At 61.6% G+C, this 21,380-nt stretch carries 17 protein-coding genes; 10 read left to right on the top strand and 7 right to left on the bottom strand.

What is annotated here, in order from left to right:
- The first annotated feature begins 123 nt into the window (after nt 1-123).
- Both H7A86_RS16970 and H7A86_RS16975 read left to right on the top strand, forming a co-directional pair.
- Nucleotides 124-1,773 (top strand): electron transfer flavoprotein-ubiquinone oxidoreductase, encoded by a 1,650-nt coding sequence (locus tag H7A86_RS16970; RefSeq protein WP_119131803.1) that lies wholly within the window; start codon nt 124-126, stop codon nt 1,771-1,773.
- A complete protein-coding gene (locus H7A86_RS16975; protein WP_119131802.1) occupies nt 1,770-3,857 on the top strand; it encodes a glycoside hydrolase family 99-like domain-containing protein in 2,088 nt (695 codons plus the stop codon). The genes H7A86_RS16970 and H7A86_RS16975 overlap by 4 nt, the downstream gene beginning before the upstream one ends.
- Nucleotides 3,858-3,882: 25 nt before the next feature.
- On the opposite strand, the gene H7A86_RS16980 is transcribed toward H7A86_RS16975, so the two are convergent.
- Together H7A86_RS16980 and H7A86_RS16985 are read right to left on the bottom strand one after the other, a co-directional pair.
- Nucleotides 3,883-4,524: a CoA transferase subunit B gene (locus tag H7A86_RS16980; RefSeq protein ID WP_119131801.1), complete on the bottom strand. Its 642-nt coding sequence runs from the start codon at nt 4,522-4,524 to the stop codon at nt 3,883-3,885.
- Nucleotides 4,524-5,255 (bottom strand): CoA transferase subunit A, encoded by a 732-nt coding sequence (locus H7A86_RS16985; protein WP_104583296.1) that lies wholly within the window; start codon nt 5,253-5,255, stop codon nt 4,524-4,526. Before H7A86_RS16985 ends, H7A86_RS16980 begins: the two co-directional genes overlap by 1 nt.
- Before the next feature lie 135 nt (nt 5,256-5,390).
- Here H7A86_RS16985 and H7A86_RS16990 point away from each other — a divergent pair, with 135 nt between their 5' ends.
- Nucleotides 5,391-6,737, top strand: a complete 1,347-nt coding sequence (locus tag H7A86_RS16990; RefSeq protein ID WP_119131800.1) for a phosphohexomutase domain-containing protein — start codon at nt 5,391-5,393, stop codon at nt 6,735-6,737.
- A gap of 47 nt (nt 6,738-6,784) precedes the next feature.
- Nucleotides 6,785-8,188: a mannose-1-phosphate guanylyltransferase/mannose-6-phosphate isomerase gene (locus H7A86_RS16995; RefSeq protein WP_119131799.1), complete on the top strand. Its 1,404-nt coding sequence runs from the start codon at nt 6,785-6,787 to the stop codon at nt 8,186-8,188.
- A 115-nt stretch (nt 8,189-8,303) separates the two neighbouring features.
- On the opposite strand, the gene rfbD is transcribed toward H7A86_RS16995, so the two are convergent.
- The 4 genes from rfbD to rfbB all read right to left on the bottom strand — a co-directional run bounded on the left by rfbD (nt 8,304) and on the right by rfbB (nt 11,767).
- A complete protein-coding gene (gene rfbD, locus H7A86_RS17000) occupies nt 8,304-9,212 on the bottom strand; it encodes a dTDP-4-dehydrorhamnose reductase (protein WP_119131798.1) in 909 nt (302 codons plus the stop codon).
- On the bottom strand, nt 9,209-9,766 hold the full coding sequence (gene rfbC / locus H7A86_RS17005) for a dTDP-4-dehydrorhamnose 3,5-epimerase (RefSeq protein WP_016903935.1): 558 nt from the start codon (nt 9,764-9,766) through the stop codon (nt 9,209-9,211). Before rfbC ends, rfbD begins: the two co-directional genes overlap by 4 nt.
- On the bottom strand, nt 9,763-10,650 hold the full coding sequence (rfbA, locus tag H7A86_RS17010; RefSeq protein ID WP_119131797.1) for a glucose-1-phosphate thymidylyltransferase RfbA: 888 nt from the start codon (nt 10,648-10,650) through the stop codon (nt 9,763-9,765). Before rfbA ends, rfbC begins: the two co-directional genes overlap by 4 nt.
- Nucleotides 10,651-10,711: 61 nt before the next feature.
- Complete coding sequence (gene rfbB, locus H7A86_RS17015; protein ID WP_119131796.1) at nt 10,712-11,767, bottom strand: dTDP-glucose 4,6-dehydratase; 1,056 nt, start codon at nt 11,765-11,767, stop codon at nt 10,712-10,714.
- A 230-nt stretch (nt 11,768-11,997) separates the two neighbouring features.
- On the opposite strand from rfbB, the gene H7A86_RS17020 reads away from it, so the two are divergent.
- Both H7A86_RS17020 and H7A86_RS17025 read left to right on the top strand, forming a co-directional pair.
- Nucleotides 11,998-12,744: an electron transfer flavoprotein subunit beta/FixA family protein gene (locus H7A86_RS17020; RefSeq protein ID WP_119131795.1), complete on the top strand. Its 747-nt coding sequence runs from the start codon at nt 11,998-12,000 to the stop codon at nt 12,742-12,744.
- Complete coding sequence (locus H7A86_RS17025) at nt 12,744-13,688, top strand: electron transfer flavoprotein subunit alpha/FixB family protein (RefSeq protein ID WP_119131794.1); 945 nt, start codon at nt 12,744-12,746, stop codon at nt 13,686-13,688. The genes H7A86_RS17020 and H7A86_RS17025 overlap by 1 nt, the downstream gene beginning before the upstream one ends.
- Nucleotides 13,689-14,801: 1,113 nt before the next feature.
- Here H7A86_RS17025 and H7A86_RS21090 read toward each other — a convergent pair.
- Nucleotides 14,802-15,002: a hypothetical protein gene (locus tag H7A86_RS21090; RefSeq protein WP_232099120.1), complete on the bottom strand. Its 201-nt coding sequence runs from the start codon at nt 15,000-15,002 to the stop codon at nt 14,802-14,804.
- Between the two features lie 262 nt (nt 15,003-15,264).
- On the opposite strand from H7A86_RS21090, the gene H7A86_RS17030 reads away from it, so the two are divergent.
- From H7A86_RS17030 to H7A86_RS17045, 4 genes are all read left to right on the top strand, one after another.
- On the top strand, nt 15,265-16,428 hold the full coding sequence (locus tag H7A86_RS17030; RefSeq protein ID WP_119131793.1) for a trans-sulfuration enzyme family protein: 1,164 nt from the start codon (nt 15,265-15,267) through the stop codon (nt 16,426-16,428).
- 62 nt (nt 16,429-16,490) lie between these two features.
- Nucleotides 16,491-17,270: an ABC transporter permease gene (locus H7A86_RS17035; RefSeq protein ID WP_197944233.1), complete on the top strand. Its 780-nt coding sequence runs from the start codon at nt 16,491-16,493 to the stop codon at nt 17,268-17,270.
- A gap of 9 nt (nt 17,271-17,279) precedes the next feature.
- Nucleotides 17,280-18,035 carry an ABC transporter ATP-binding protein gene (locus H7A86_RS17040; RefSeq protein WP_119131791.1) on the top strand — a complete coding sequence of 252 codons (756 nt, stop codon included), beginning with the start codon at nt 17,280-17,282 and terminating at the stop codon, nt 18,033-18,035.
- A gap of 45 nt (nt 18,036-18,080) precedes the next feature.
- On the top strand, nt 18,081-21,362 hold the full coding sequence (locus tag H7A86_RS17045) for a glycosyltransferase (RefSeq protein WP_119131790.1): 3,282 nt from the start codon (nt 18,081-18,083) through the stop codon (nt 21,360-21,362).
- Nucleotides 21,363-21,380 lie beyond the last annotated feature (18 nt).

Below are 21,380 nucleotides of genomic sequence, written 5' to 3' on the forward strand. Positions count from 1 at the left end.
CAAACGCTAGCACGCTCCGGCTGCGTGGAGGCTGGGCGCCACGGATGAATCGATCCGATTTGCCGCCGTCACATCGAATCCCGGAAAATGCGCGGTAGCCATCGAGCCAACGGGAGCGGAGCAATGTCGGAAGCAGGAGTCGGCGCAAGTGCGCCAGAGACGGTCGAGCGCGACGTGATGGAGTACGACGTCGTCACCGTCGGCGCCGGCCCGGCCGGGCTGGCTTTTGCGATCCGGCTCAAGCAGCTGGATCCGGCCATCAGCGTCTGCGTGATCGAAAAATCCAGCACCATCGGTGCGCATATCCTGTCCGGCGCGGTGATCGAGCCGGGCCCGCTGGATGCCTTGCTGCCGGGCTGGCGCGACAACCCGCCGCCGATCTGCGTGGCCGCCACCGACGACGAGTTCTGGTTCCTCGGCAAGGACAGCGCGCGCAAGTTCCCGGTGGTGCCGCCGGGCATGCGCAACCACGGCAACTTCATCGTCAGCCTGGGCGCAATGTGCGCCTGGCTGGCGCCGCAGGCCGAAGCATTGGGCGTGGAGATCTATCCGGGCTTTGCCGCTGCCGAAACGCTGCACGACGCCAACGACCAGGTCATCGGCGTACGTATCGGCGACATGGGCGTGGCCAAGGATGGGTCGCACAAGCCCGGTTACACCGCCGGCATCGACATCCGTGCCAAGGTCACCGTGCTGGCCGAAGGCGCACGCGGGCACCTCACCAAGCGCCTGCTCAAGCGCTTCGACCTCACCGCCGACGCCGACCCGCAGGGCTACTCGATCGGCATCAAGGAACTGTGGCAGGTACCGGAGGGGCGCGTCAGCCCCGGCAAGATCGTGCATACGCTGGGCTGGCCGGCCGACAACCGCACCTACGGCGGCAGCTTCCTGTATCACCTGGACAACAACCAGATCGCGCTCGGTTATGTGAGCGGGCTGGACTACAGCGACCCGCAATACCAGCCATGGGAAGCCTTCCAGCAATGGAAGAACCACACGCTGATCAAGCCGTTGCTGGAAGGCGGCAGCATCCTCTCGGCCGGCGCGCGTGCCATCGTCACCGGCGGCTGGCAGTCGCTGCCGAAGGTGGAAATGCCCGGCGCCCTGTTGATCGGCGACACTGCCGGCCTGCTCAACGTGCCCAAGATCAAGGGCACCCACCAGGCGATCCGCAGCGGCATGCTGGCGGCCGAGCATCTGGTGCAATCGCAGCTGGCGCCGCAAGGCTTCGACGCCAAGTTGCGCGCCTCCGATGCGATGGCCGAACTCAAGCAGGTGCGCAACATCAAGCCGGGCTTCAAGAAGGGCCTGTGGTTCGGCCTGCTCAACGCCGCCTGGGAAACTGCGCTCAAGGGCGCCTCACCATGGACACTGAAGAACAAGCCCGACTGGTCGGCATTGCACAAGATCGGCGAGTACGAGCAACCCACGCGCCACTACGGCACGCGCGAGCTCGCTCCGCGCGACCGGCTGCAGGCGGTGTACTTCGCTGCCACCGAGCACGACGAAGACCAGCCCGTGCATCTGAAGGTACTCGATACCGACGTGTGCGCTACCCGCTGCGTGCAGGAATACGACAATCCCTGCACCCGCTTCTGCCCGGCCAACGTCTACGAAATGGTCGCAGACGCCGGCAGCCCGTCCGGCAAGCGCCTGCAGATCAACGCCGCCAACTGCGTGCACTGCAAGACCTGTGACATCAAGGACCCGTACGAGATCATCACCTGGGTCACGCCGGAGGGTGGTTCGGGCCCGAACTACCAAAATTTGTGAGCACAGCGGGACGCTCGATACAGTCACGTGCGCGTGCACAACTGTTTGGACTATTACGCGCAGGGTTTCGTGCAATTCCGTTAAGTGATGCAACGCGTGATCGTTGGCGTAGCTGGTTCCTGGAACGACATGCCGACTGGGTACCCGAGCCTGCACGCGGCCGTGCCACCCATTGCACCTCTCGACGCCCGGCAGCACGCAGCGACGAAGCGGCGATCGGGTATGTGCCTTATCGCACGACTGTATTGCCCGAAACGCTTCCCGCGACCCTGGTAGCATTCTATCTGCCGCAATTTCATCCCATCCCGGAGAACGACGCGTGGTGGGGCAAAGGCTTTACCGAATGGCGCAATGTCAGCCGGGCGCTTGCACAGTTTGAAGGCCATCAACAACCACGCCTTCCGGCGGATCTGGGCTTCTATGACCTTCGCACACCACAGGTCATGCGCGAGCAGGCACGTTTGGCACAGGAGTACGGCCTTGGTGCGTTTTGCTTTTACTTCTACTGGTTTGCCGGTAAGACCTTGCTGGAAATGCCGATTGCCCAACGGCACGAAGACACCTCGATCACGTTGCCTTTTTGCCTTTGCTGGGCAAACGAGAAGTGGGCGCGCCGCTGGGATGGCCGTGGCGACGACATTCTGATCGACCAGGCGCACAGCGCCGACGACGACCTTGCCTTTATTGCCCATGTCGCGACATATCTACGCAATCCGACATATCTGCGCGTGGATGGCCGCCCGTTACTATTGGTGTATCGGCCACATTTATTGCCCGATCCCGCACAGACCGCAGCGCGTTGGCGCAAGTGGTGTCGCGATAACGGAGTCGGCGAAATTCACCTGGCCTACGTCCAGGGTTTCGAGCGCCCCGATCCGCGCGACATCGGATTCGATGCCGCAGTCGAATTCCCTCCCAACATGAGTACGCCAGCGTCGGTCACTGCCAGACAGCGGTTGCTGAACCCGGATTTCAACGGCGAGGTACTCGATTGGCGAGAACTTGCGTGCGACATGGAACGGCGACCGCTACGCGAGTACACGCTATATCCGGGCGTCAATCCGGGCTGGGACAACGAACCACGACGCTCGGGAAAAGGACGCATCTACCTGCACGCATCCCCCCGTCGCTATCGGGACTGGCTATCGCGCACCCTGCGACATCGCCTCGCCAATGCGCCGCCGGCTCACCGCATGGTGTTCATCAATGCATGGAACGAGTGGGCCGAAGGTGCGGTACTCGAACCAGATGCGCGCTTGGGACATGCGTGGCTGGAGGCAACACGTCAGGCGTTGACGCGTGCACCCGGGGTTGCAACCGAAGCACGTTTGCCAAGCGCATGCGTGGTCTTGCACGCCTGGTATCTTGATGTACTGAACGAGATGCTCGATGCAATTGTCGAGTGCGGAACTCCACTGCGCATCATCGTCACGACCGACCTCACCAAGGTCCTCGAAGTCAATCAATGCATACAGCAGCGCGGCATCCAGGCCGAGGTGGCAGGCTTTGAAAATCGTGGCCGCGACATCCTGCCTTTCCTGCACGTGGCCAACCGGCTACTCGATGAGGGCGTGCAACTGGTTTTGAAGCTGCACACCAAGAAATCGACCCATCGCGATGACGGAAATGCCTGGCGAAACGAGATGCTCGCTGCATTGCTAATGCCGCAGCGGGTCGATGCGATCGTGGATGCGTTCTCTACCGATCCGCTTGTCGGTCTCATGGCACCTTACGGTCATCTCTTACCGGTAACCGACTTTATCGGCGGCAACGCTGACGCACTGGATTATCTTGCTGTTCGCACAGGCACGGATGCACCGGACGCAACCAGCTTGTTTGCTTCCGGCAGCATGTTCTGGGCACGGCTGGAGGCGCTACGCCCATTGCTGGATGCACATCTTCATCCGAGCGAGTTTGAAAGCGAACAAGGGCAGATCGACGGCACCCTTGCCCATGCAATCGAGCGCTTCGTCGGTCTTGCAGTGACCAGTTCCGGGCATCGCGTCACCACGATCGAACAAACACTGGGCATTTCCAAAACAGCATCATCCAAACTTTATCGGTATGCACGCAAGGCGCCGTGACGGCGCCTTGCGGATTGCAACGCAACTAGTCTCGTGTTTGCACAACGAATGCGACACCGGTTTTGGCGCGCAACTCATCCAGCTCCACTCCCTCGGCCGCCTCCACCAGCACCAACCCGCCATCGGTGACGTCGAATACCGCCAAGTCGGTGATGATGCGATCGACCACGCCGACGCCGGTCAATGGCAGATCGCATTCGGGCAGGATCTTGTGGCTGCCGTCCTTGGCGACGTGTTCCATCAGCACCACCACGCGCTTGACGCCGGCCACCAGGTCCATCGCGCCGCCCATGCCCTTGACCATCTTGCCGGGCACCATCCAGTTGGCCAGGTCGCCGCGGTCGGTGACCTGCATCGCACCGAGAATCGCCAGATCGATGTGCCCGCCGCGAATCATCGCAAATGAGTCGTGGCTGCCGAAATAACTGGCACCGGCACGCGCGGTCACTGTCTGCTTGCCGGCATTGATCAGGTCTGCATCCACCTCGTCCTCGGTGGGAAACGGGCCGATGCCGAGCAGGCCGTTTTCCGATTGCAGCCACACGTCCATGCCATCGGGAATGTGATTGGCCACCAGCGTCGGCAGGCCGATGCCCAGGTTGACGTAGGCGCCATCAGTCAGTTCGCGCGCCGCACGTGCGGCCATCTGGTCCCTGGTCCAGGCCATCAGTGCTGTCCTTCGCGCACGGTGCGCTGTTCGATGCGTTTTTCCGGCGTGGCGTTGAGCACCAGCCGGTCGACATAGATGCCGGGCAGATGCACCTGGTCCGGATCGATCGCGCCCACCTCGACGATCTCCTCGACCTCGGCAACGCAGACGCGACCGGCCATGGCACAGGCCGGGTTGAAGTTGCGCGCGGTCTTGCGGAACACCAGATTGCCGGCCGTGTCCGCACGCCAGGCCTTGACCAGCGCGACATCGGCCTGCAGCGCGGTTTCCATCACGTACTGTTTGCCATCGAATTCGCGGGTTTCCTTGCCCTGGGCCACGATGGTGCCGTAGCCGGTTGCGGTGTAGAACGCGGGGATTCCCGCACCGCCCGCGCGCAGACGCTCGGCCAGCGTGCCTTGCGGGTTGAACTCCAGCTCGAGTTCGCCGGCCAGATACTGCCGCTCGAATTCCTTGTTTTCGCCCACGTAGGACGAAATCATCTTGCGGATCTGCCGGGTGGCCAATAATTGGCCCAGCCCGAATCCATCGACGCCGGCGTTGTTGGAAATCACGGTCAGCCCGCCGACCCCGCTCTCGCGCACCGCTGCAATCAGCGCCTCCGGAATTCCGCACAGGCCAAAGCCGCCGACCGCCAGGGTCTGGCCATCGGCCAGCACCCCATCCAGCGCCGCCCCGGCATCGGCATAGCGTTTGCCGCTTGCCGCACCACGCCCACCATTGCTCATCACCGCCCTCGCCTCGCTGATGTGAAGCGGCCATTCTAGCCGCTGACTGTTCCCTGTCCCCGATCGCAATTCCGCCACACCCAAGACACGGCGCAGCCGCTAAACTCGGGATTTCCCCCACCCCAGGAATTGCCCATGACGCTACCCGCCTTCAAGGCCTACGACATTCGCGGCCGCGTGCCGGATGAACTCAACGAGGACTTGGCGCGCCGCATCGGCGTGGCATTGGCGGCGCAGCTGGAGCAAGGGCCGGTGGTCCTGGGTCACGACGTGCGCCTGGCCAGTCCCGGCCTGCAGGAAGCGCTCTCGGCCGGCCTGCGCGCCAGCGGCCGCGAAGTGATCGACATCGGCCTGTGCGGCACCGAGGAGGTCTATTTCCAGACCGATCACCTCAAGGCGGCCGGCGGCGTGATGGTCACCGCCAGCCATAACCCGATGGACTACAACGGCATGAAGCTGGTCCGCGAGCAGGCGCGGCCGATCAGTTCCGACACCGGCCTGTTCGCGATTCGCGACACCGTCGCTGCTGACACCGCCGCCCCCGGTGAGCCCACCGCAAGCGAGCACAGCCGCACCGACAAGACGGCCTACCTGGAGCACCTGCTCAGCTACGTGGACCGCAGCACGCTCAAGCCGCTCAAGTTGGTGGTCAACGCCGGCAACGGCGGCGCCGGTCTGATCGTCGACCTGCTTGCACCGCAGCTGCCGTTCGAGTTCGTCCGCGTCTTCCACGAACCCGATGGCAACTTCCCCAATGGCATTCCCAACCCGTTGTTGCCGGAAAACCGCGACGCCACGGCCAGGGCGGTCAAGGAACACGGCGCCGATTTCGGTATCGCCTGGGATGGTGACTTCGATCGCTGCTTCTTCTTCGATCACACCGGCCGCTTCATCGAAGGCTATTACCTGGTCGGCCTGCTGGCCCAGGCGATCCTGGCCAAACAGCCGGGTGGCAAGGTCGTGCACGACCCACGCCTGACCTGGAACACCGTCGAGATGGTCGAGGACGCCGGCGGCATTCCGGTGCTGTGCAAGAGCGGCCATGCCTTCATCAAGGAAAAGATGCGCAGCGAAAATGCCGTCTATGGCGGCGAGATGAGCGCGCACCATTATTTCCGCGAGTTCGCCTATGCCGACTCCGGCATGATTCCGTGGCTGTTGATCGCCGAGCTGGTGTCGCAGTCGGGTCGTTCGCTGGCGGATCTGGTCGAAGCGCGCATGCAGAAATTCCCCTGCAGCGGCGAGATCAACTTCAAGGTGGACGATGCCAAGGCGGCGGTTGCCCGCGTGATGGAGCACTACGGCGACCAGTCGCCGGCACTGGACTACACCGACGGCATCAGTGCCGATTTCGGCCAATGGCGCTTCAACCTGCGCAGCTCCAATACCGAGCCGCTGCTGCGTCTGAACGTGGAAACGCGCGGCGACGCCGCACTGCTGGAAACGCGTACGCAGGAAATTTCCAACCTGCTGCGCGGCTGATTCACCCCTCCCCCACCTTTAGACGCACTTTGGAGTTTCCCCCGCCCATGAGCGACGTCCTTCCCATTATCCTGTCCGGCGGTTCCGGCACGCGCCTTTGGCCGTTGTCGCGCGAATCCTATCCCAAGCAGTTCCTGCCGCTGGTCGGCGAGCACAGCATGCTGCAGGCCACCTGGCTGCGTTCCGCCCCGGTGGCGGCACATGCACCCATCGTGGTGGCCAATGAAGAACACCGCTTCATGGCCGCCGAGCAGCTGCAGCAGCTGGGCGTGAAGCCGTCGGCCATCCTGCTCGAGCTAAAGGGTCGTAATACCGCGCCGGCCATCGCCGTTGCTGCACTGGAAGCGACTCGCAACGGCAGCGACCCGCTGCTGCTGGTGTTGCCGTCCGATCACGTGATTCAGGACGAAGCGGCATTCCAGGCCGCGGTCACCTTGGCGGCGACTGCAGCCGAACAAGGCAAGCTGGTCACCTTCGGCATCAAGCCCACCGCGCCCGAAACCGGCTATGGCTATATCAAGGCAAGCGCGGGTACCGGCGTCAGCGCCGTTGAACGCTTCGTCGAAAAGCCCGACCTGGCCACCGCGCAAGGCTATCTGGCCAGCGGCGAGTATTACTGGAACAGCGGCATGTTCCTGTTCCGTGCCTCGCGCTATCTGGAAGAACTGCGCAAGTTCCAGCCTGCCATCGCAGATGCATGCCAGAAGGCGTGGGAAGGCGGCAAGCGCGACCCCGACTTCACCCGTCTGGACAAAGATGCGTTCGCCTCCAGCCCGTCGGATTCGATCGACTATGCGGTGATGGAAAAGACCGCCGATGCGGTGGTGGTGCCGCTGAATGCCGGCTGGAACGATGTCGGCTCGTGGTCGTCGCTGCTGGACGTGTCCAAGCAGGACGCCGACGGCAACGCGCATCATGGCGACGTGATCCAGGTCGACTGCCGCAACACCTACGCCTACGGCTCGCGCTTGATTGCCATGGTCGGCCTGGAAGACGTGGTCGTCGTCGAGACGCCGGATGCCGTGCTGGTCGGTCACCGCGATCGCATCCAGGAGGTCAAGGACGTGGTGGGCCAGATCAAGACGGCTGGCCGTTCCGAGGCCACCTGGCATCGCAAGGTCTATCGCCCGTGGGGTGCTTACGATTCGATCGACATGGGTCACCGTCACCAGGTCAAGCGCATCACCGTCAAGCCCGGTGCCGTGCTCAGCCTGCAGATGCATCACCACCGGGCCGAACACTGGATCGTCGTCAGCGGCACCGCAGAAGTCACGCGTGGCGAAGAGGTGCTTCTGCTCACCGAGAACCAGAGTACCTATATTCCGCTTGGCGTAACCCATCGCCTACGCAATCCGGGCAAGTTGCCGCTGGAACTGATCGAAGTGCAGTCAGGCAGCTATCTGGGCGAAGACGACATAGTGCGTTTCGAAGACACCTACGGGCGTACCTGATCGGTCGCTTGCAGGATTCTGCAACACATACGCAAACAGCCGGGGATTCCCGGCTGTTTGTTTTTGCGGCCTGCATGGATCGGCGGAACTATCGCCACCGCCCGGAGTCGCCGATTTACTGTCTGGCAGCGGCGATTTCGGCAATCACGCGCTGCAGGCCGAGCTGCCAGTCCGGTAACACGATGTCGAAATCGCGCTGCAGTTTGTCGATCGACAGCCGCGAGTACGCCGGCCGCTTTGCGTGCGTCGGGTAGTCGGCGGTCGTGATCGGTACCACGCGCGGTGCGCGCGACAACAGGCCTGCGCTGACAGCTTGCTGGAAGATCGCCTCGGCAAAACCATGCCAGCTGGTCTGCCCTGCAGCCGTGAGGTGCCAGGTACCCGACGTGTCGGGTGTGCGTTGGCGCAGCAACTGCGCAGTGACATCGGCAATCAGGGCAGCGGGTGTCGGTGTTCCGACCTGATCGGCCACCACCCGCAGCTCATCGCGCTCGGCACCGACACGCAGCATGGTGCGCAGGAAATTGGCGCCGTGCGAGGCATACACCCATGCCGTGCGCAGGATCAGATGCTGCGCACCCGAAGCACGGATCGCCTCCTCGCCAGCAAGCTTGGTCTCGCCATACACACCCAGCGGCGAGGTGTGCGCATCCTCCGGATACGGTGCGGTGCCCTGACCGTCGAAGACGTAGTCGGTCGAGTAGTGCACCAGCGGTACGTTGTTGGATGCACACCATGCCGCGATGACGCCGGGCGAGGTCGCATTGGCGCGCAATGCGCCGTCGCGGTCCTGCTCGGCGCGATCCACTGCGGTATAGGCGGCGGCATTGACGACACAGCTCGGGCCGATCCGGTCCAGCAAGGACGTCAGCGTCTGCGGTGCGTCGAAGTCCGCCACCTCGCAGACACTGCCATCAGGCAACTGCCCGCTGCGCGTGGTGGCCTGTACTGCACCATCGGCTGCCAGTGCGCGCAGCAGCTCGGTGCCGACCTGCCCGTTCGCTCCAAAGACCAATGTGGTCACGGGGTAAACACCGGCAAGCGATCGACCGCCACGTCACCCAGGAACGGCGCATCGGCATCCTTGGCAGACAGCAACGGATCGCTGATCGGCCAATCGATCCCGATCGCAGCGTCGTCCCAGCGCACGCCGGCGTCGGCTTCCTTGACATAGACGTCGGTGCACAGGTAACTGAACACTGCACGTTCGGACAACACCGCAAAGCCGTGCGCGAAGCCTTCCGGAATCCAGAACTGCTTCTTGTTCTCCGCGCTCAGCACCACCGCCGCCCATTGACCGAAGTTGGGCGAGCCGTGACGCACATCGACGGCGACGTCATAGACCTCCCCCTCCAGCACGCTGACCAACTTGCCTTGCGGACGCGGCCATTGGTAGTGCAGACCACGCAGCACGCCCTTGGCGGAGGTGGACACGTTGCTCTGCACGAATTGCGTCGGCAAGCCGTGCTGACCGAAGCGTTCGGCATTCCATGTTTCGAAGAAATAGCCGCGCGCATCGCCGAACACTGCCGGCTCGATGACGACGCAACCAGGTAGACGCGTTTCGATCACTTTCAAGGCACTACTCCTCGTACGGCCAATTCGTGCAGATACCTGCCATAGTCATTCTTCAACAACGGCGCCGCCAGGCGCTCCAGCTGCTCCGCATTGATCCAGCCCTGACCAAATGCGATTTCTTCCGGGCAGCACACCTGCAGGCCCTGACGCATCTGGATGGTCTCGATGAAGTTGGCCGCTTCGTGCAATGACTGATGCGTACCGGTATCTAGCCATGCATACCCGCGCCCCAGCGGCTCCAGGTGCAGGTCGCCGGCATCGAGATAGCAGCGATTGAGATCGGTGATCTCCAGCTCGCCGCGCGGCGAGGGCTTCAAGGCAGCCGCGTAGTCGCTGGCCTGGCCGTCGTAGAAATACAAGCCGGTGACCGCGTAGTTGGAACGGGGCTCTGCCGGCTTTTCGGCAATGTCGATGACCTTGCCTTGCTGATCAAATTCGGCAACGCCGTAGCGCTCCGGATCGTTGACCCAGTAACCGAAGACGGTGGCACCCTGCTCGCGCGCATCGGCACGGCGCAAGGTGTCGGTCAGGCCATGCCCATGGAAGATATTGTCGCCCAGCACCAGGCAACTCGGCTTGCCGTCGACGAACTCACGACCGATCAGATAGGCCTGCGCCAGACCGTCAGGGCTGGGCTGCACGGCGTACTGGATATTGACGCCCCACTGGGAACCGTCGCCCAGCAGCGACTGGAACAGCGCCTGCTCGTGCGGCGTGTTGATGATCAGGATGTCGCGGATGCCCGCGAGCATCAGCACGCTCAGCGGGTAGTAGATCATCGGCTTGTCGTACACCGGCAACAGCTGCTTGCTGACGCCTTTGGTGATCGGGTACAGGCGCGTGCCGGAGCCGCCCGCCAGAATGATGCCTTTACGTTGTGTCATCAGGGTGTCCTGTTGAGGCCCGCACACGCAGACATGCGCGGGCGCTTGCTAGGGGGTCGCGTCAGGCTGCGGCGCCGATCCGTTCCAGCCGGTAGCTGCCATCCAGCACGCCCTGGACCCAGGCCTGATTGGTCAGGTACCACGCCACCGTCTGCGCGATGCCCTGCTCGAAGGTATACGCCGGCTCCCAACCCAGCTCGTTCTTCAGCTTGGAGGCATCGATCGCGTAGCGACGGTCGTGCCCGGGGCGATCGGTGACATGGGTGATCTGGCTTGCGCGTGGCTTGCCGTCCGCACGCGGGCGATGCTGATCCAGCAGCGCACAGATCGCCTGCACGACCTCGATGTTCTGGCGCTCGGAGTTGCCGCCCACGTTATAGGTCTCGCCGACCCTGCCCTTGACCAGCACGGTGCGGATCGCCTCGCAGTGGTCGCTGACGAACAACCAGTCACGCACCTGCTTGCCATCGCCGTACACCGGCAACGGCTCGCCGGCCAGCGCCTTGGCGATCACCAGCGGAATGAGCTTTTCCGGGAAATGGTAGGGGCCGTAGTTGTTCGAGCAGTTGGTGGTCAGCACCGGCAGCCCGTAGGTGTGGTGGAACGCGCGCACCAGGTGATCGGAGGCCGCCTTGGATGCCGAATACGGGGAATTGGGTGCATACGGCGTGGTTTCGGTGAACTTGCCGGTCTCGCCCAGCGTGCCATAGACCTCGTCGGTGGACACATGCAGGAACCGAAAGGCCTCGCGGCGCGCGTCCGGCAGCGCTTTCCAGTAATCGCGCACGGCCTCGAGCAAGGCCAGGGTGCCGACCACGTTGGTCTGGATGAACGCGCCGGGGCCTTCGATCGAGCGATCCACATGGCTTTCGGCAGCGAAATTCAGCACCGCATCCGGCTGATGTTCCTGCAGCAGCCGGGTCACCAGCGCGCCGTCGCCGATGTCGCCCTTGACGAAGACATGGTCGGCATTGCCTTCCAGCGACGCCAGCGTGTTCAGGTTCCCCGCATAGGTGAGCGCGTCGAGATTGATCACGCGGACCCCGCGCGCGACTGCCTCAAGAACAAAATTTCCGCCGATAAAGCCGGCCCCGCCGGTTACTAGCCAAGTCGCCACTGTCTACCCCTCCTGGTCGCGCGCGCGCGGCGCCGCATTTTCAAACCACACAGGATATACGGTCCGGGCAATACCGGGCCTAAGCATTGCCCGAACAACTGCGCGAAGCTGTTGCGCCGCAGCATCCATACGCCATCGCATGGTACTGCTTGCCCGGTTAGAATGGCCCCACTCCCGAGCCTGCCGCCGCGGCCGGGCCTTCCCGCAACAGCTGAAGGATCTCGTACACGATGAAAATCCTCGTCGCCTACAAGCGCGTGGTGGACTACAACGTCCGCATTCAGGTCAAGCCCGATGGCTCCGGTGTGGTCACCGACGGCGTCAAGCTCTCGCCGAACCCGTTCGACGAAATCGCCCTGGAAGAGGCGCTGCGCCTGCGCGATGCCGGCATCGCCACCGAGGTGGTGGTCGCCACCCTGGCGCCGGCCGATGCGGCCGCGCATCTGCGCAACGGGCTTGCCATGGGCGCCAACCGCGCCATCCACGTGGTCACCGACGCGGCGATCCAGCCGCTGACCGCCGCGCGCGCCCTGCTCAAGCTGGTCGAAAAGGAACAGCCGGACCTGGTCATCCTGGGCAAGCAGGCGATCGACGACGACGCCAACCAGACCGGTCAGATGCTCGCTACGTTGTGGGGCCGCCCGCAGGCGACCTTCGCCGGCAAGCTGGTGGTCGCCGACGGCAAGGCCACGGTGACCCGCGAAGTCGATGCCGGCCTGGAGACGCTGGAAGTGGACCTGCCGGCAGTGGTCACCACCGATCTGCGCCTGAACGAGCCGCGCTTCATCAAGCTGCCGGACATCATGAAAGCCAAGAGCAAGCCGCTGGAAACGCTGGCCTTTGCCGATCTTGGCATCGCTGCGCACGACAGCCTCAGCACCACCCACTATGCGCCGCCGTCCAAGCGTAGCCGCGGGGTGATGGTCAAGGATGCCGCCGAACTGGTGGCCGCACTCAAGCAGAAGGGGTTGCTGTAATGGCCAAGGTTCTCATCGTTGCCGAACATCTCAACGGCCAGCTCAACGCGGCCACCGCCAAGACCCTGAGCGCCGCGCTGGCCGTGTCGGCCGGGGCCATCGACGTCGTCGTGCTGGCGGCCGACCCAGCCGCGGTTGCGGCGCAGGCCGCGCAGCTGGCGGGTGTTGCCCGCGTACTGACGGTGGCAAACCCCGCCAACGAACATGCCATCGCGCAGGTGCTGGGGCCGCAGATCGCCCAGCTCGCCGGCCAGGGCTACACCCACGTGTTCGGCCCCTCGACCACGTTCGGCAAGGACCTGATGCCGGTGGTGGCCGCGCTGCTGGGCGTCAACCAGGTCTCCGACCTGATGGCGGTCGAAGATGCCTACACCTTCAAGCGCCCGATCTACGCCGGCAATGCGATCATCACGGTGAAGGCACCGGCCGACCAGGTCGTGGTCGCAACCGTGCGCAGCGCCTCCTGGCCGGAAGCCGCAGCCGGTGGCAGCGCAACGATCGAGTCCGTCGCTGCGGATGCCGCGCTGCCGACCCACACCCGCTTCATCGGGCTGGCCGCAGGCAGCTCCGACCGCCCCGACCTGCAGAGCGCCAAGCGCGTGGTCTCCGGCGGCCGCGGCGTCGGCTCGGCCCAGAACTTCCAGCACATCTACAGCCTGGCCGACAAGCTCGGCGCCGCCGTGGGCGCCTCGCGTGCCGCCGTGGACGCCGGCTACGTGCCCAACGAACTGCAGGTCGGCCAGACCGGCAAGATCATCGCCCCCGAGCTGTACGTGGCGATCGGCATCAGCGGGGCGATCCAGCATCTGACCGGCATCAAGGACGCCGGCACGATCGTGGCGATCAACAAGGACCCGGAGTCGCCGATCTTCGAGATTGCCGATATCGGGTTGGTGGGGGATTTGTTCACGCTGTTGCCGGAGCTGGAGGCGGCGCTTGCTTGAAGCCAAAAGCCGCTCTGTGTTACGACGCATGGCAGACGATCGCCATGCACAGTCTTCTTCTATCCCGGCTCATTGATAGATACATGGACGCTCACAGATATATTCAAGGTTGGCAGGGACGCCAGCTGTATCTAGTGGACCGTCTATCTAGTGGACCGTCTATCTAGTGGACCGTCGCAGTATCCAAACCTTGATATCGGAAGGAGGTATTTGCAGGACTGAAATTGCTTCTACGATAATCGTCGCCATGCCTTTGCCCGGCGTGGCCATGTACTGCGATCACAGACAATACGCGCCAACAGTCTGAACCGCCCCGTGAGTTCTCTAGGCTCTGTCCTGAGCAGATCAAAGCAAGCGAGCAAGTTTTCCGCGGAAGCCCGGGAACGTTCGATGAAGATGGTCATGGAGCATTAGTGAGCGTACCACTCACAGTGTGACTCCGGGTTCGGTTTCGGCCGAGGTGGGGCACGGCCGAGACGCTAAGGGGCTTGTGCGGCAGCATGAGCGCGACAGTGCCAAGCGTGAGGAAACGCGCATGCAGCCAGGACGGCTGATGCCCAGTTGTCCTGTAAGCAAGAGAAGACCGAGGAACCGTTGATGGCGCAGAGCAAACGCGGATGTGACGAGAATTTCAAGGTCTACGGTGTGCGCAAGCTTGGTGCAAATCCGACGCGGGCGGTTCAAGGTCGCGCGCTATGACGTAGCGCGCCTCATGAAGCGGCATAAGGGGTGGGGGCATTCTTCGAGGCAAGACCGCCCGGACAACGTTGAGCAACTCGAAGAAGCGGTGTCTGCTCGATCGCGTAAAAGATGCCATTGAAGGTGCTAATCACCGATACGTGACGTCCTCCCGTTGGCGGGGCTTCACTGGCGAGACCATAGATTCGATGGGCTTCTACAGCGCGGCGAGAGCCTCTGTACGACGCGACATGCAGATGATTTCGCCATCACTCAAGTGTTGAAGATGGTTATATCAGCCCTCTCAACCCTTAGTCACTGCCCCCATGAAGCAATCAATACACCTAGCATGAGGACCCCGCCTCCAATCCAAACCTGCGGGCGAATTGGCTCATGCAGGAGCCAATACGCAAATAACGGCACAAGTAGAAAATGTCAACCGTAGAACGGAAATGCTGCGGATAAAGGAACGCGAGACAGCGCAGCCAGCCACAGCAACGTCGCAATGCCATAGGCCGAGAGACAAAAAAGTGTCCAGGAGATCAGGCTGGCAGGCCGGGAAAACGACAATTGACCAGAAGCCTGCTGGAACAGAACTTGGCCGCATGCCAGCACGGCTATTGCGAGTAGGATCATCCCTCCTACGGCAGGGGTCAGAGCGCCTTCCGGCGGGTCATATCTTTATCCTCTTCGCATATCAGGGCACGCGGGCGGGCGCCGAGGGCACTCCTCAGGTCAGGACAAGACGTTGAATAGCAGATGGACGGGTAAGCGCCCCCGCCCCGCCTTAACAAGCCCTGCATACTATCCACTAGCGCGCCGAAAAGCTGAACCAAGCTGACGCGGCGGGGCTGAGCTTGCCCTAGAATGCCCATCCCTTGGTCTAGGTTGTATCCCGATGGCAAAAATCCCGCATCCGCTTGGGCTAGGTACCCGAGCCATTCATGCAGGTCAGACGCCCGATCCCTCGACCGGCGCGATCATGACCCCTATCTACGCCACCTCGACTTACGTGCAGACAAGTCCGGGCGAGCATAAGGGCTACGAGTACTCGCGCACCCAGAATCCGACACGAAGCGCCTACGAGGCGTGCGTTGCTAGTCTGGAAGGGGGCAAGGCCGGCTTCGCTTTCGGTTCCGGACTGGGTGCTGCTTCCACGGTGCTTGAATTGCTGGACACCGGGGACCACGTGATCGCAATGGACGATCTGTATGGAGGAACCTACCGACTGTTCGAGCGGGTTCGCCAACGTTCGGCGGGACTGCAGTTCACCTATGCGGATCTGAATGATCTTGACGCAATCCGGTCCGCGCTCCGCCCCAATACACGAATGATTTGGGCCGAAACGCCCACTAACCCCTTGCTGAAGGTCGTCGATCTTCAGAAGCTTGGGGAGTTCGCTAGAAAGCACGGCCTGCTCTTGGTGGTGGACAATACATTCTGCTCGCCCATGATCCAGCGGCCGCTGGAATACGGCGCTGATCTAGTCCTGCATTCCGCAACAAAATACCTCAACGGTCACTCCGATATGGTCGGGGGTATCGTGGTGGCGGCGAACGACGCACTCGCGGAGCAGATGGCTTTCCTACAGAACTCTATCGGATCGGTTGCCGGACCATTTGATTCGTTTCTCGCACTACGCGGACTCAAGACGCTGCACCTTCGCATGCGAACGCACAACGAAAGTGCGCTTGAGCTAGCTCGATGGCTTGAGCGCGAAAATCGAGTCGAATCCGTTATTTATCCTGGTCTCCAGAGTCATCCGCAGCACGCCCTGGCCAAGCGCCAAATGGACGGCTTTGGCGGCATCATTTCGATGCGGGTGAAGGGCGGCAAGGCGAAGGCGCGTCGGATGCTAGAAAGGTGCGAACTGTTCGCGCTGGCCGAATCGCTGGGCGGGGTGGAGAGCCTGATCGAGCTGCCCGCCGTCATGACCCACGCCTCCATTCCCCCGGCCCAGCGGAAGCGTCTTGGGATCACGGACAACCTGATCCGGCTGTCGGTTGGTGTCGAAGACCTAGCAGATCTCCGCCGCGAGCTCGATGCGGCCCTCGGACGCTGAGCCTCTTATCGCCCGTACTGCCGCGAGGCATCGCGGGTACCTTGAATCCATGAGAACCAATAATGAATGAAGCAATATCCGATCTGAGGCGCAGCCTTCTGTCATGGCGCCTCTGGACGCTGCTCGGTTGGCTTGAAATCCGGCAGCGTTACGCCCGCTCGCGGGTTGGCCCATTTTGGCTGACCATTAGCATGGGTGTGATCATCGCGTCCATCGGCATGGTTTACGGCACCCTGTTTGGACAGAAGCTCAGTGAGTATCTTCCCTACCTTGCGATCAGCCTAGTCATGTGGGGAATGTTCACCAGCACTGTCCAGGAAGGCAGCAATGCATTCATTGCCAATGCGTCCTATATCCGCCAGGTGGCGACACCCAAGTTCATCTACATCCTTCAGGTGCCGTGGCGTAACCTTCTGATCCTCGCCCACAACATTGTCATTGTTGTACTGCTACTGGCGATTTTTGGAGTCAAGCGCTGGGATACCATTCTGCTCGTAATTCCCGGCATCCTGCTGCTGGTCTTGAATGCGACGTGGATGGCGACGTTGTCGGGCATCCTTTCGGCACGCTTCCGCGATTTTCCGCAGATAGTGGCGGCCGTCATGCAGGTAGCGTTCTACGTTACTCCGATCATGTACAAGCCCGAAGCGCTCACGAAGTACTCATTCATCGTCAATTTGAATCCGATGGCTTACCTGCTCAACGCGGTTCGACAGCCGCTGCTGGGGGAAGTTCCATCCGCACGGACATGGACAGTGGCTATCGTCATGGCGATTGCTGGCTGGTTGGTTGCGTTAGTAATGATCAACCGATACCACAAGCGTATCTCGTACTGGGTGTAAGGATTTCTCATGGCATTCATTGAACTCAATCATGTAAGTCTCGACCTGCCTATTTATGAGGTGCATGGACGATCGCTCAAACGCCAGGTAATGCGACTGGGCCGATCCAATGCAGTGGCAGATAGCAATGACGGCGTGATCGTCGTCCGTGCGCTGCAGGACGTCAGTGTTCGTTTGGAGACCGGTGACCGCATCGGTCTCATCGGCCACAACGGCGCAGGCAAATCCACGCTATTGAGGGTCCTGGGCGGCATCTATGCGCCGACGGGTGGCACCGTCAGGCTGGACGGTAAGGTGGTACCCCTGCTCGACATCAGTCTTGGCATGGATGATAACTCTACGGGCTGGCAGAACATCCGCCTTCGCGGGCTGCTGCTGGGCATGACCAAGCAGGAAATCATCGAGAAGCAGAACAGCATCGCCGAGTTCAGCGAGCTTGGCGATTACCTCGACTTGCCCACCCGCACGTATTCGAGTGGCATGCGTGTCCGCTTGGCCTTCGCCATTTCCACTGCAGTAGATGCGCAGATTCTACTGCTGGACGAAGTGATGGGCGTGGGCGATGCTGGTTTCATGCAAAAGGCAAAACAGCGTCTCCAAGACCTGCACGGCCGATCAGACATCGTCGTGTTGGCGATGCATTCCAACGAAGAAATTCGCCGGGTTTGCAATAAGGTAATCTGGATGGACAATGGATCGATCAGAATGTTCGGCGACACTGAATCGGTCGTTTCCGCTTACGAGCAATTTGTCAATTCCCACTGACCGCCTGACAGCAAAGTCTTAACCTCACTTTATTCGGAATCGTTAATGAAGCATCGTGTTGATCCAGCCGTGCCTTCGGCGCTCCAGCAGCCAGCCTCCCCGGAGCACATCGCGGCCTGGCTGCTGAAGTCCTTGCGGCCGGATCACATGGTGGATGCGGGCGACGCCCGCTCGGCATTGTTCACTGCGCTCCGTAGCGAGACTGCCGTCTCTGCCCTGCCTCTCGTCAGGGTAGAGAACCCTGATGAGCTAGGCAATCAGCCTGCCAACGCGCTGATCCTGCTGTCACCGGATCGCATCAGTGACGGTTGGCAGCTCATGGACTGGATCAGGCGCTTGGCCCCACGGGGTGCAGTGGTCCTGGAAGGACCTCCTCCTCGCGATAGCGTGGTGGCCGGTCAAGCCCTGGATGATGGCCTGCACTGGCTTTTCACTTCAGGTGCCGACCTTCTTGTGGGTGCAGGCTTTACTCCGGGGTCAGTCCAGGACGAGACCGCCATCTTGAAGTTGGAAGACGCGCAGTTGCTGCTCACCGAGCAGCGACACAAGCTGGCAGAACTGCAAGCTTCGCTAGGTGCCCAGCACAGCGAACTCGACAACGCAACGCAAGCGCTGGCCAAGGCTGAGCGTAAAGTGGCATCACTTCGCCGCGCGCTGGAAGCATCTGGTCTTGCCACCCAATCTACTTTCGACAATCTGCGCGCAGCACACGGGCAGATTGGCTCGATGCTACATTCCCGATCCTGGCGATTGACCGCGCCACTGCGCGGCGTCCACCTCGTATTGAGAAAAGTGTGGGGGATATTGAGAAACCTCTTCATTTTGGCCAAGGCCACCCTGCGCGTCTCGAAGCAGAATGGACTACGCGAGGCCGGGCGCCGGATAAGCAACCAGCTGAGGCAGCCATCGACGCTGCTCCGTGCCGGTGGCGGCGGAAGTTGGAAGTTGAATCCCGAGTACCCTTTGCCCGCCGCAATCCCAGGCAGCACTTCACAACGAACGCGCGTACTTCTCGTTGCCGAAATGGGCATCGCGCAATGTCTCAAGTATCGTGTGTTGCAAAAGCAGCAGATGATCGAGGGGCTGGGATACGACTGCACCATCGTCAATTGGGTCGACAATGTATGCACCCGCGACCTGCTTGCCACGCACAACGTGGCGGTGTTCTATCGTGTTCCCGGTTATCCAGATCAGATGGAAACCATTGCGCTGGCACGTTCGATGGGGGTGCGCACCTTCTGGGAAGTCGATGACCTCATCTTCGATCTAGAACATTATCTCAACAACAGCAATATCAATGATTTACCACCTGCGGTACGCAAGGGAATTCTGGAAGGCGTACCTCTATACAGGAAGGCGATGCTTGCCTGCGATGGCTGCATCGCATCCACGACCGCAATGGCAGACGCAATGCGTACTGCTGGCGCGGAAGACACTTGGGTCGTTGAGAATGCGCTGGACATCGAGACCTTGCGTGCCGCAGAAGAGATCGCCTCTGCGCCGCCGAGGGGGGATGGACTCCTGCGCATCGTATACGGCTCTGGCTCGAAAGCACACGACTCGGATTTCCGCGTCGCGGCCCCCGCCATCCTTCGAATCTTGCGCAAGCGCTACGACGTTCGCCTGACAATCATCGGTCATCTGAACCTACCTCCTGAGTTCAAGGAGCTTGATGCCCAGATCGAGAGGCTGCCGCCATCTGATTACTCGACGTACATGCGCCGTCTCGCCAAGTGCCAGATCAACATTGCGCCACTTGAACGCACGACGTTCAATGACACGAAGTCGAACATCAAATATCTGGAAGCTGGAATCTTGTCCATCCCCAGCGTGTGCACGCCGACGGTGGAGTATCAGGAGACCATCGAGCATGGCGTGACAGGCATGCTGGCCGGGTCCGAAGCCGAGTGGGAAATGTGCCTGATGGCGCTTGTCGAAAGTCCGGGCCTGCGACGCCAGATCGGCGAAGCCGCGCGTCTGCACGTGGAAGAAGACTACATTCCGCAAGCCGTCGCCGTGCACCGCCTGGAACCCTGGCTTCAGTCCCTCGCAGTCGCACCGCGCCCGCGCCCGCGCCCGCGTATTCTGGGCGTGAACATCTTTTTCGAGCCGCGGAGTTTCGGTGGGGCGACGATCGTCGCTGAGCAAATGGAACGCATCATCAATGCCGATGGGCGGGCTGAGTATGCAACATTCACAACGCTTCCCACCACCGATGTGCATGCGTACAAAGTAGTGCGATACCAGTCCAGTGCCGGCGAAGTGTTTGCCATGGGCCTACCTCACGAGAATGATCCTGCGCTGCAGTTCGACAACCCCTATCCCACGGGTTGCTTCCGCGAAGTTCTACGCGCCTGGCGCCCAGATGTAGTGCACATCCACTCTATCCAGGGCATCGGTATCCAGATCGCTGAGGTCTGCCAGGCCGAAGGCGTGCCATTCGTTGTCACGCTGCATGATGCGTGGTGGATCTGCGCACGGCAGTTCATGGTCAATGACGAGGGTCAGTACTGCTACCAGCGCAAGGTCGACTTGGACGTCTGTAAGACCTGCGTTCCGCATCCTGCGATGAACCCGTACCGCCAGCACCGGTTGCATGAAGTGCTTACTGGAGCGGCGTTGCTGCTGTCGCCCAGTCAGTTCTTCGCAGGGATCTATGCCGACAATGGCTTCGATCCGTCTCGACTGCGCGTCAACAAGAATGGCATCGCCAAGCCGAAGGTGATGCCTAATCGTTCCGCGCCGAGTACCCGGAAGATCAGGTTCGGATTTGTTGGCGGGGAGGGCCCAATCAAGGGAAGCCCGTTGATCAAGAAGGCACTTCAGGGGCTCAGCCACACCAACTACGAGCTTCACGTAGTGGATAATGAGCTGAACCTGGGCCGGCGCTCCATCTTCGAATCCAACTGGAAGGTACCAGGGGTATTCAAGGCTGTCCCAGCCTATACTCAGCAGACTATCGATGATTTCTTTGGCAGCATCGATGTCCTCCTGTTCCCAACACAGTGGAAAGAAAGCTTTGGTCTGTCCGTCAGGGAGGCCCTGATCCGCGATGTATGGGTCATTGCAACGGACGCGGGCGGCGTGATTGAAGACATCGTGGACGGTCAGAACGGTAATATCATCCCTCTCGACGATGACGGCACCGCACTTCAGGCCGTGATCCGCAATCTACTTGAGGCGCCGGACAAGCTCGACGGATACCGCAATCCGCACGCTGACGTGGTCCGCCTATTCGACGAGCAGGCTGATGAATTGACCGACTACTTGTTGGAAGTAGTCGAGCGCCAACCCGTCAACTGGCGTTTGCCAACCGAGATCGCATGAGGGAAAGGCGGCGAATCG

This window comes from Xanthomonas euroxanthea, assembly GCF_903989455.1.
Classification (GTDB): Bacteria; Pseudomonadota; Gammaproteobacteria; order Xanthomonadales; family Xanthomonadaceae; genus Xanthomonas; species Xanthomonas euroxanthea.

Excerpts from the sequence above, each read along its gene's own strand:
- H7A86_RS16970 (WP_119131803.1), top strand. The coding sequence starts at position 124 with ATGTCGGAAGCAGGAGTCGGCGCAAGTGCGCCAGAGACGGTCGAGCGC.
- H7A86_RS16980 (WP_119131801.1), bottom strand. The coding sequence starts at position 4,524 with ATGGCCTGGACCAGGGACCAGATGGCCGCACGTGCGGCGCGCGAACTG.
- H7A86_RS16985 (WP_104583296.1), bottom strand. The coding sequence starts at position 5,255 with ATGAGCAATGGTGGGCGTGGTGCGGCAAGCGGCAAACGCTATGCCGAT.
- H7A86_RS16990 (WP_119131800.1), top strand. The coding sequence starts at position 5,391 with ATGACGCTACCCGCCTTCAAGGCCTACGACATTCGCGGCCGCGTGCCG.
- H7A86_RS16995 (WP_119131799.1), top strand. The coding sequence starts at position 6,785 with ATGAGCGACGTCCTTCCCATTATCCTGTCCGGCGGTTCCGGCACGCGC.
- rfbA (WP_119131797.1), bottom strand. The coding sequence starts at position 10,650 with ATGACACAACGTAAAGGCATCATTCTGGCGGGCGGCTCCGGCACGCGC.
- H7A86_RS17020 (WP_119131795.1), top strand. The coding sequence starts at position 11,998 with ATGAAAATCCTCGTCGCCTACAAGCGCGTGGTGGACTACAACGTCCGC.
- H7A86_RS17025 (WP_119131794.1), top strand. The coding sequence starts at position 12,744 with ATGGCCAAGGTTCTCATCGTTGCCGAACATCTCAACGGCCAGCTCAAC.
- H7A86_RS21090 (WP_232099120.1), bottom strand. The coding sequence starts at position 15,002 with ATGATCCTACTCGCAATAGCCGTGCTGGCATGCGGCCAAGTTCTGTTC.
- H7A86_RS17030 (WP_119131793.1), top strand. The coding sequence starts at position 15,265 with ATGGCAAAAATCCCGCATCCGCTTGGGCTAGGTACCCGAGCCATTCAT.
- H7A86_RS17035 (WP_197944233.1), top strand. The coding sequence starts at position 16,491 with ATGAATGAAGCAATATCCGATCTGAGGCGCAGCCTTCTGTCATGGCGC.
- H7A86_RS17040 (WP_119131791.1), top strand. The coding sequence starts at position 17,280 with ATGGCATTCATTGAACTCAATCATGTAAGTCTCGACCTGCCTATTTAT.
- H7A86_RS17045 (WP_119131790.1), top strand. The coding sequence starts at position 18,081 with ATGAAGCATCGTGTTGATCCAGCCGTGCCTTCGGCGCTCCAGCAGCCA.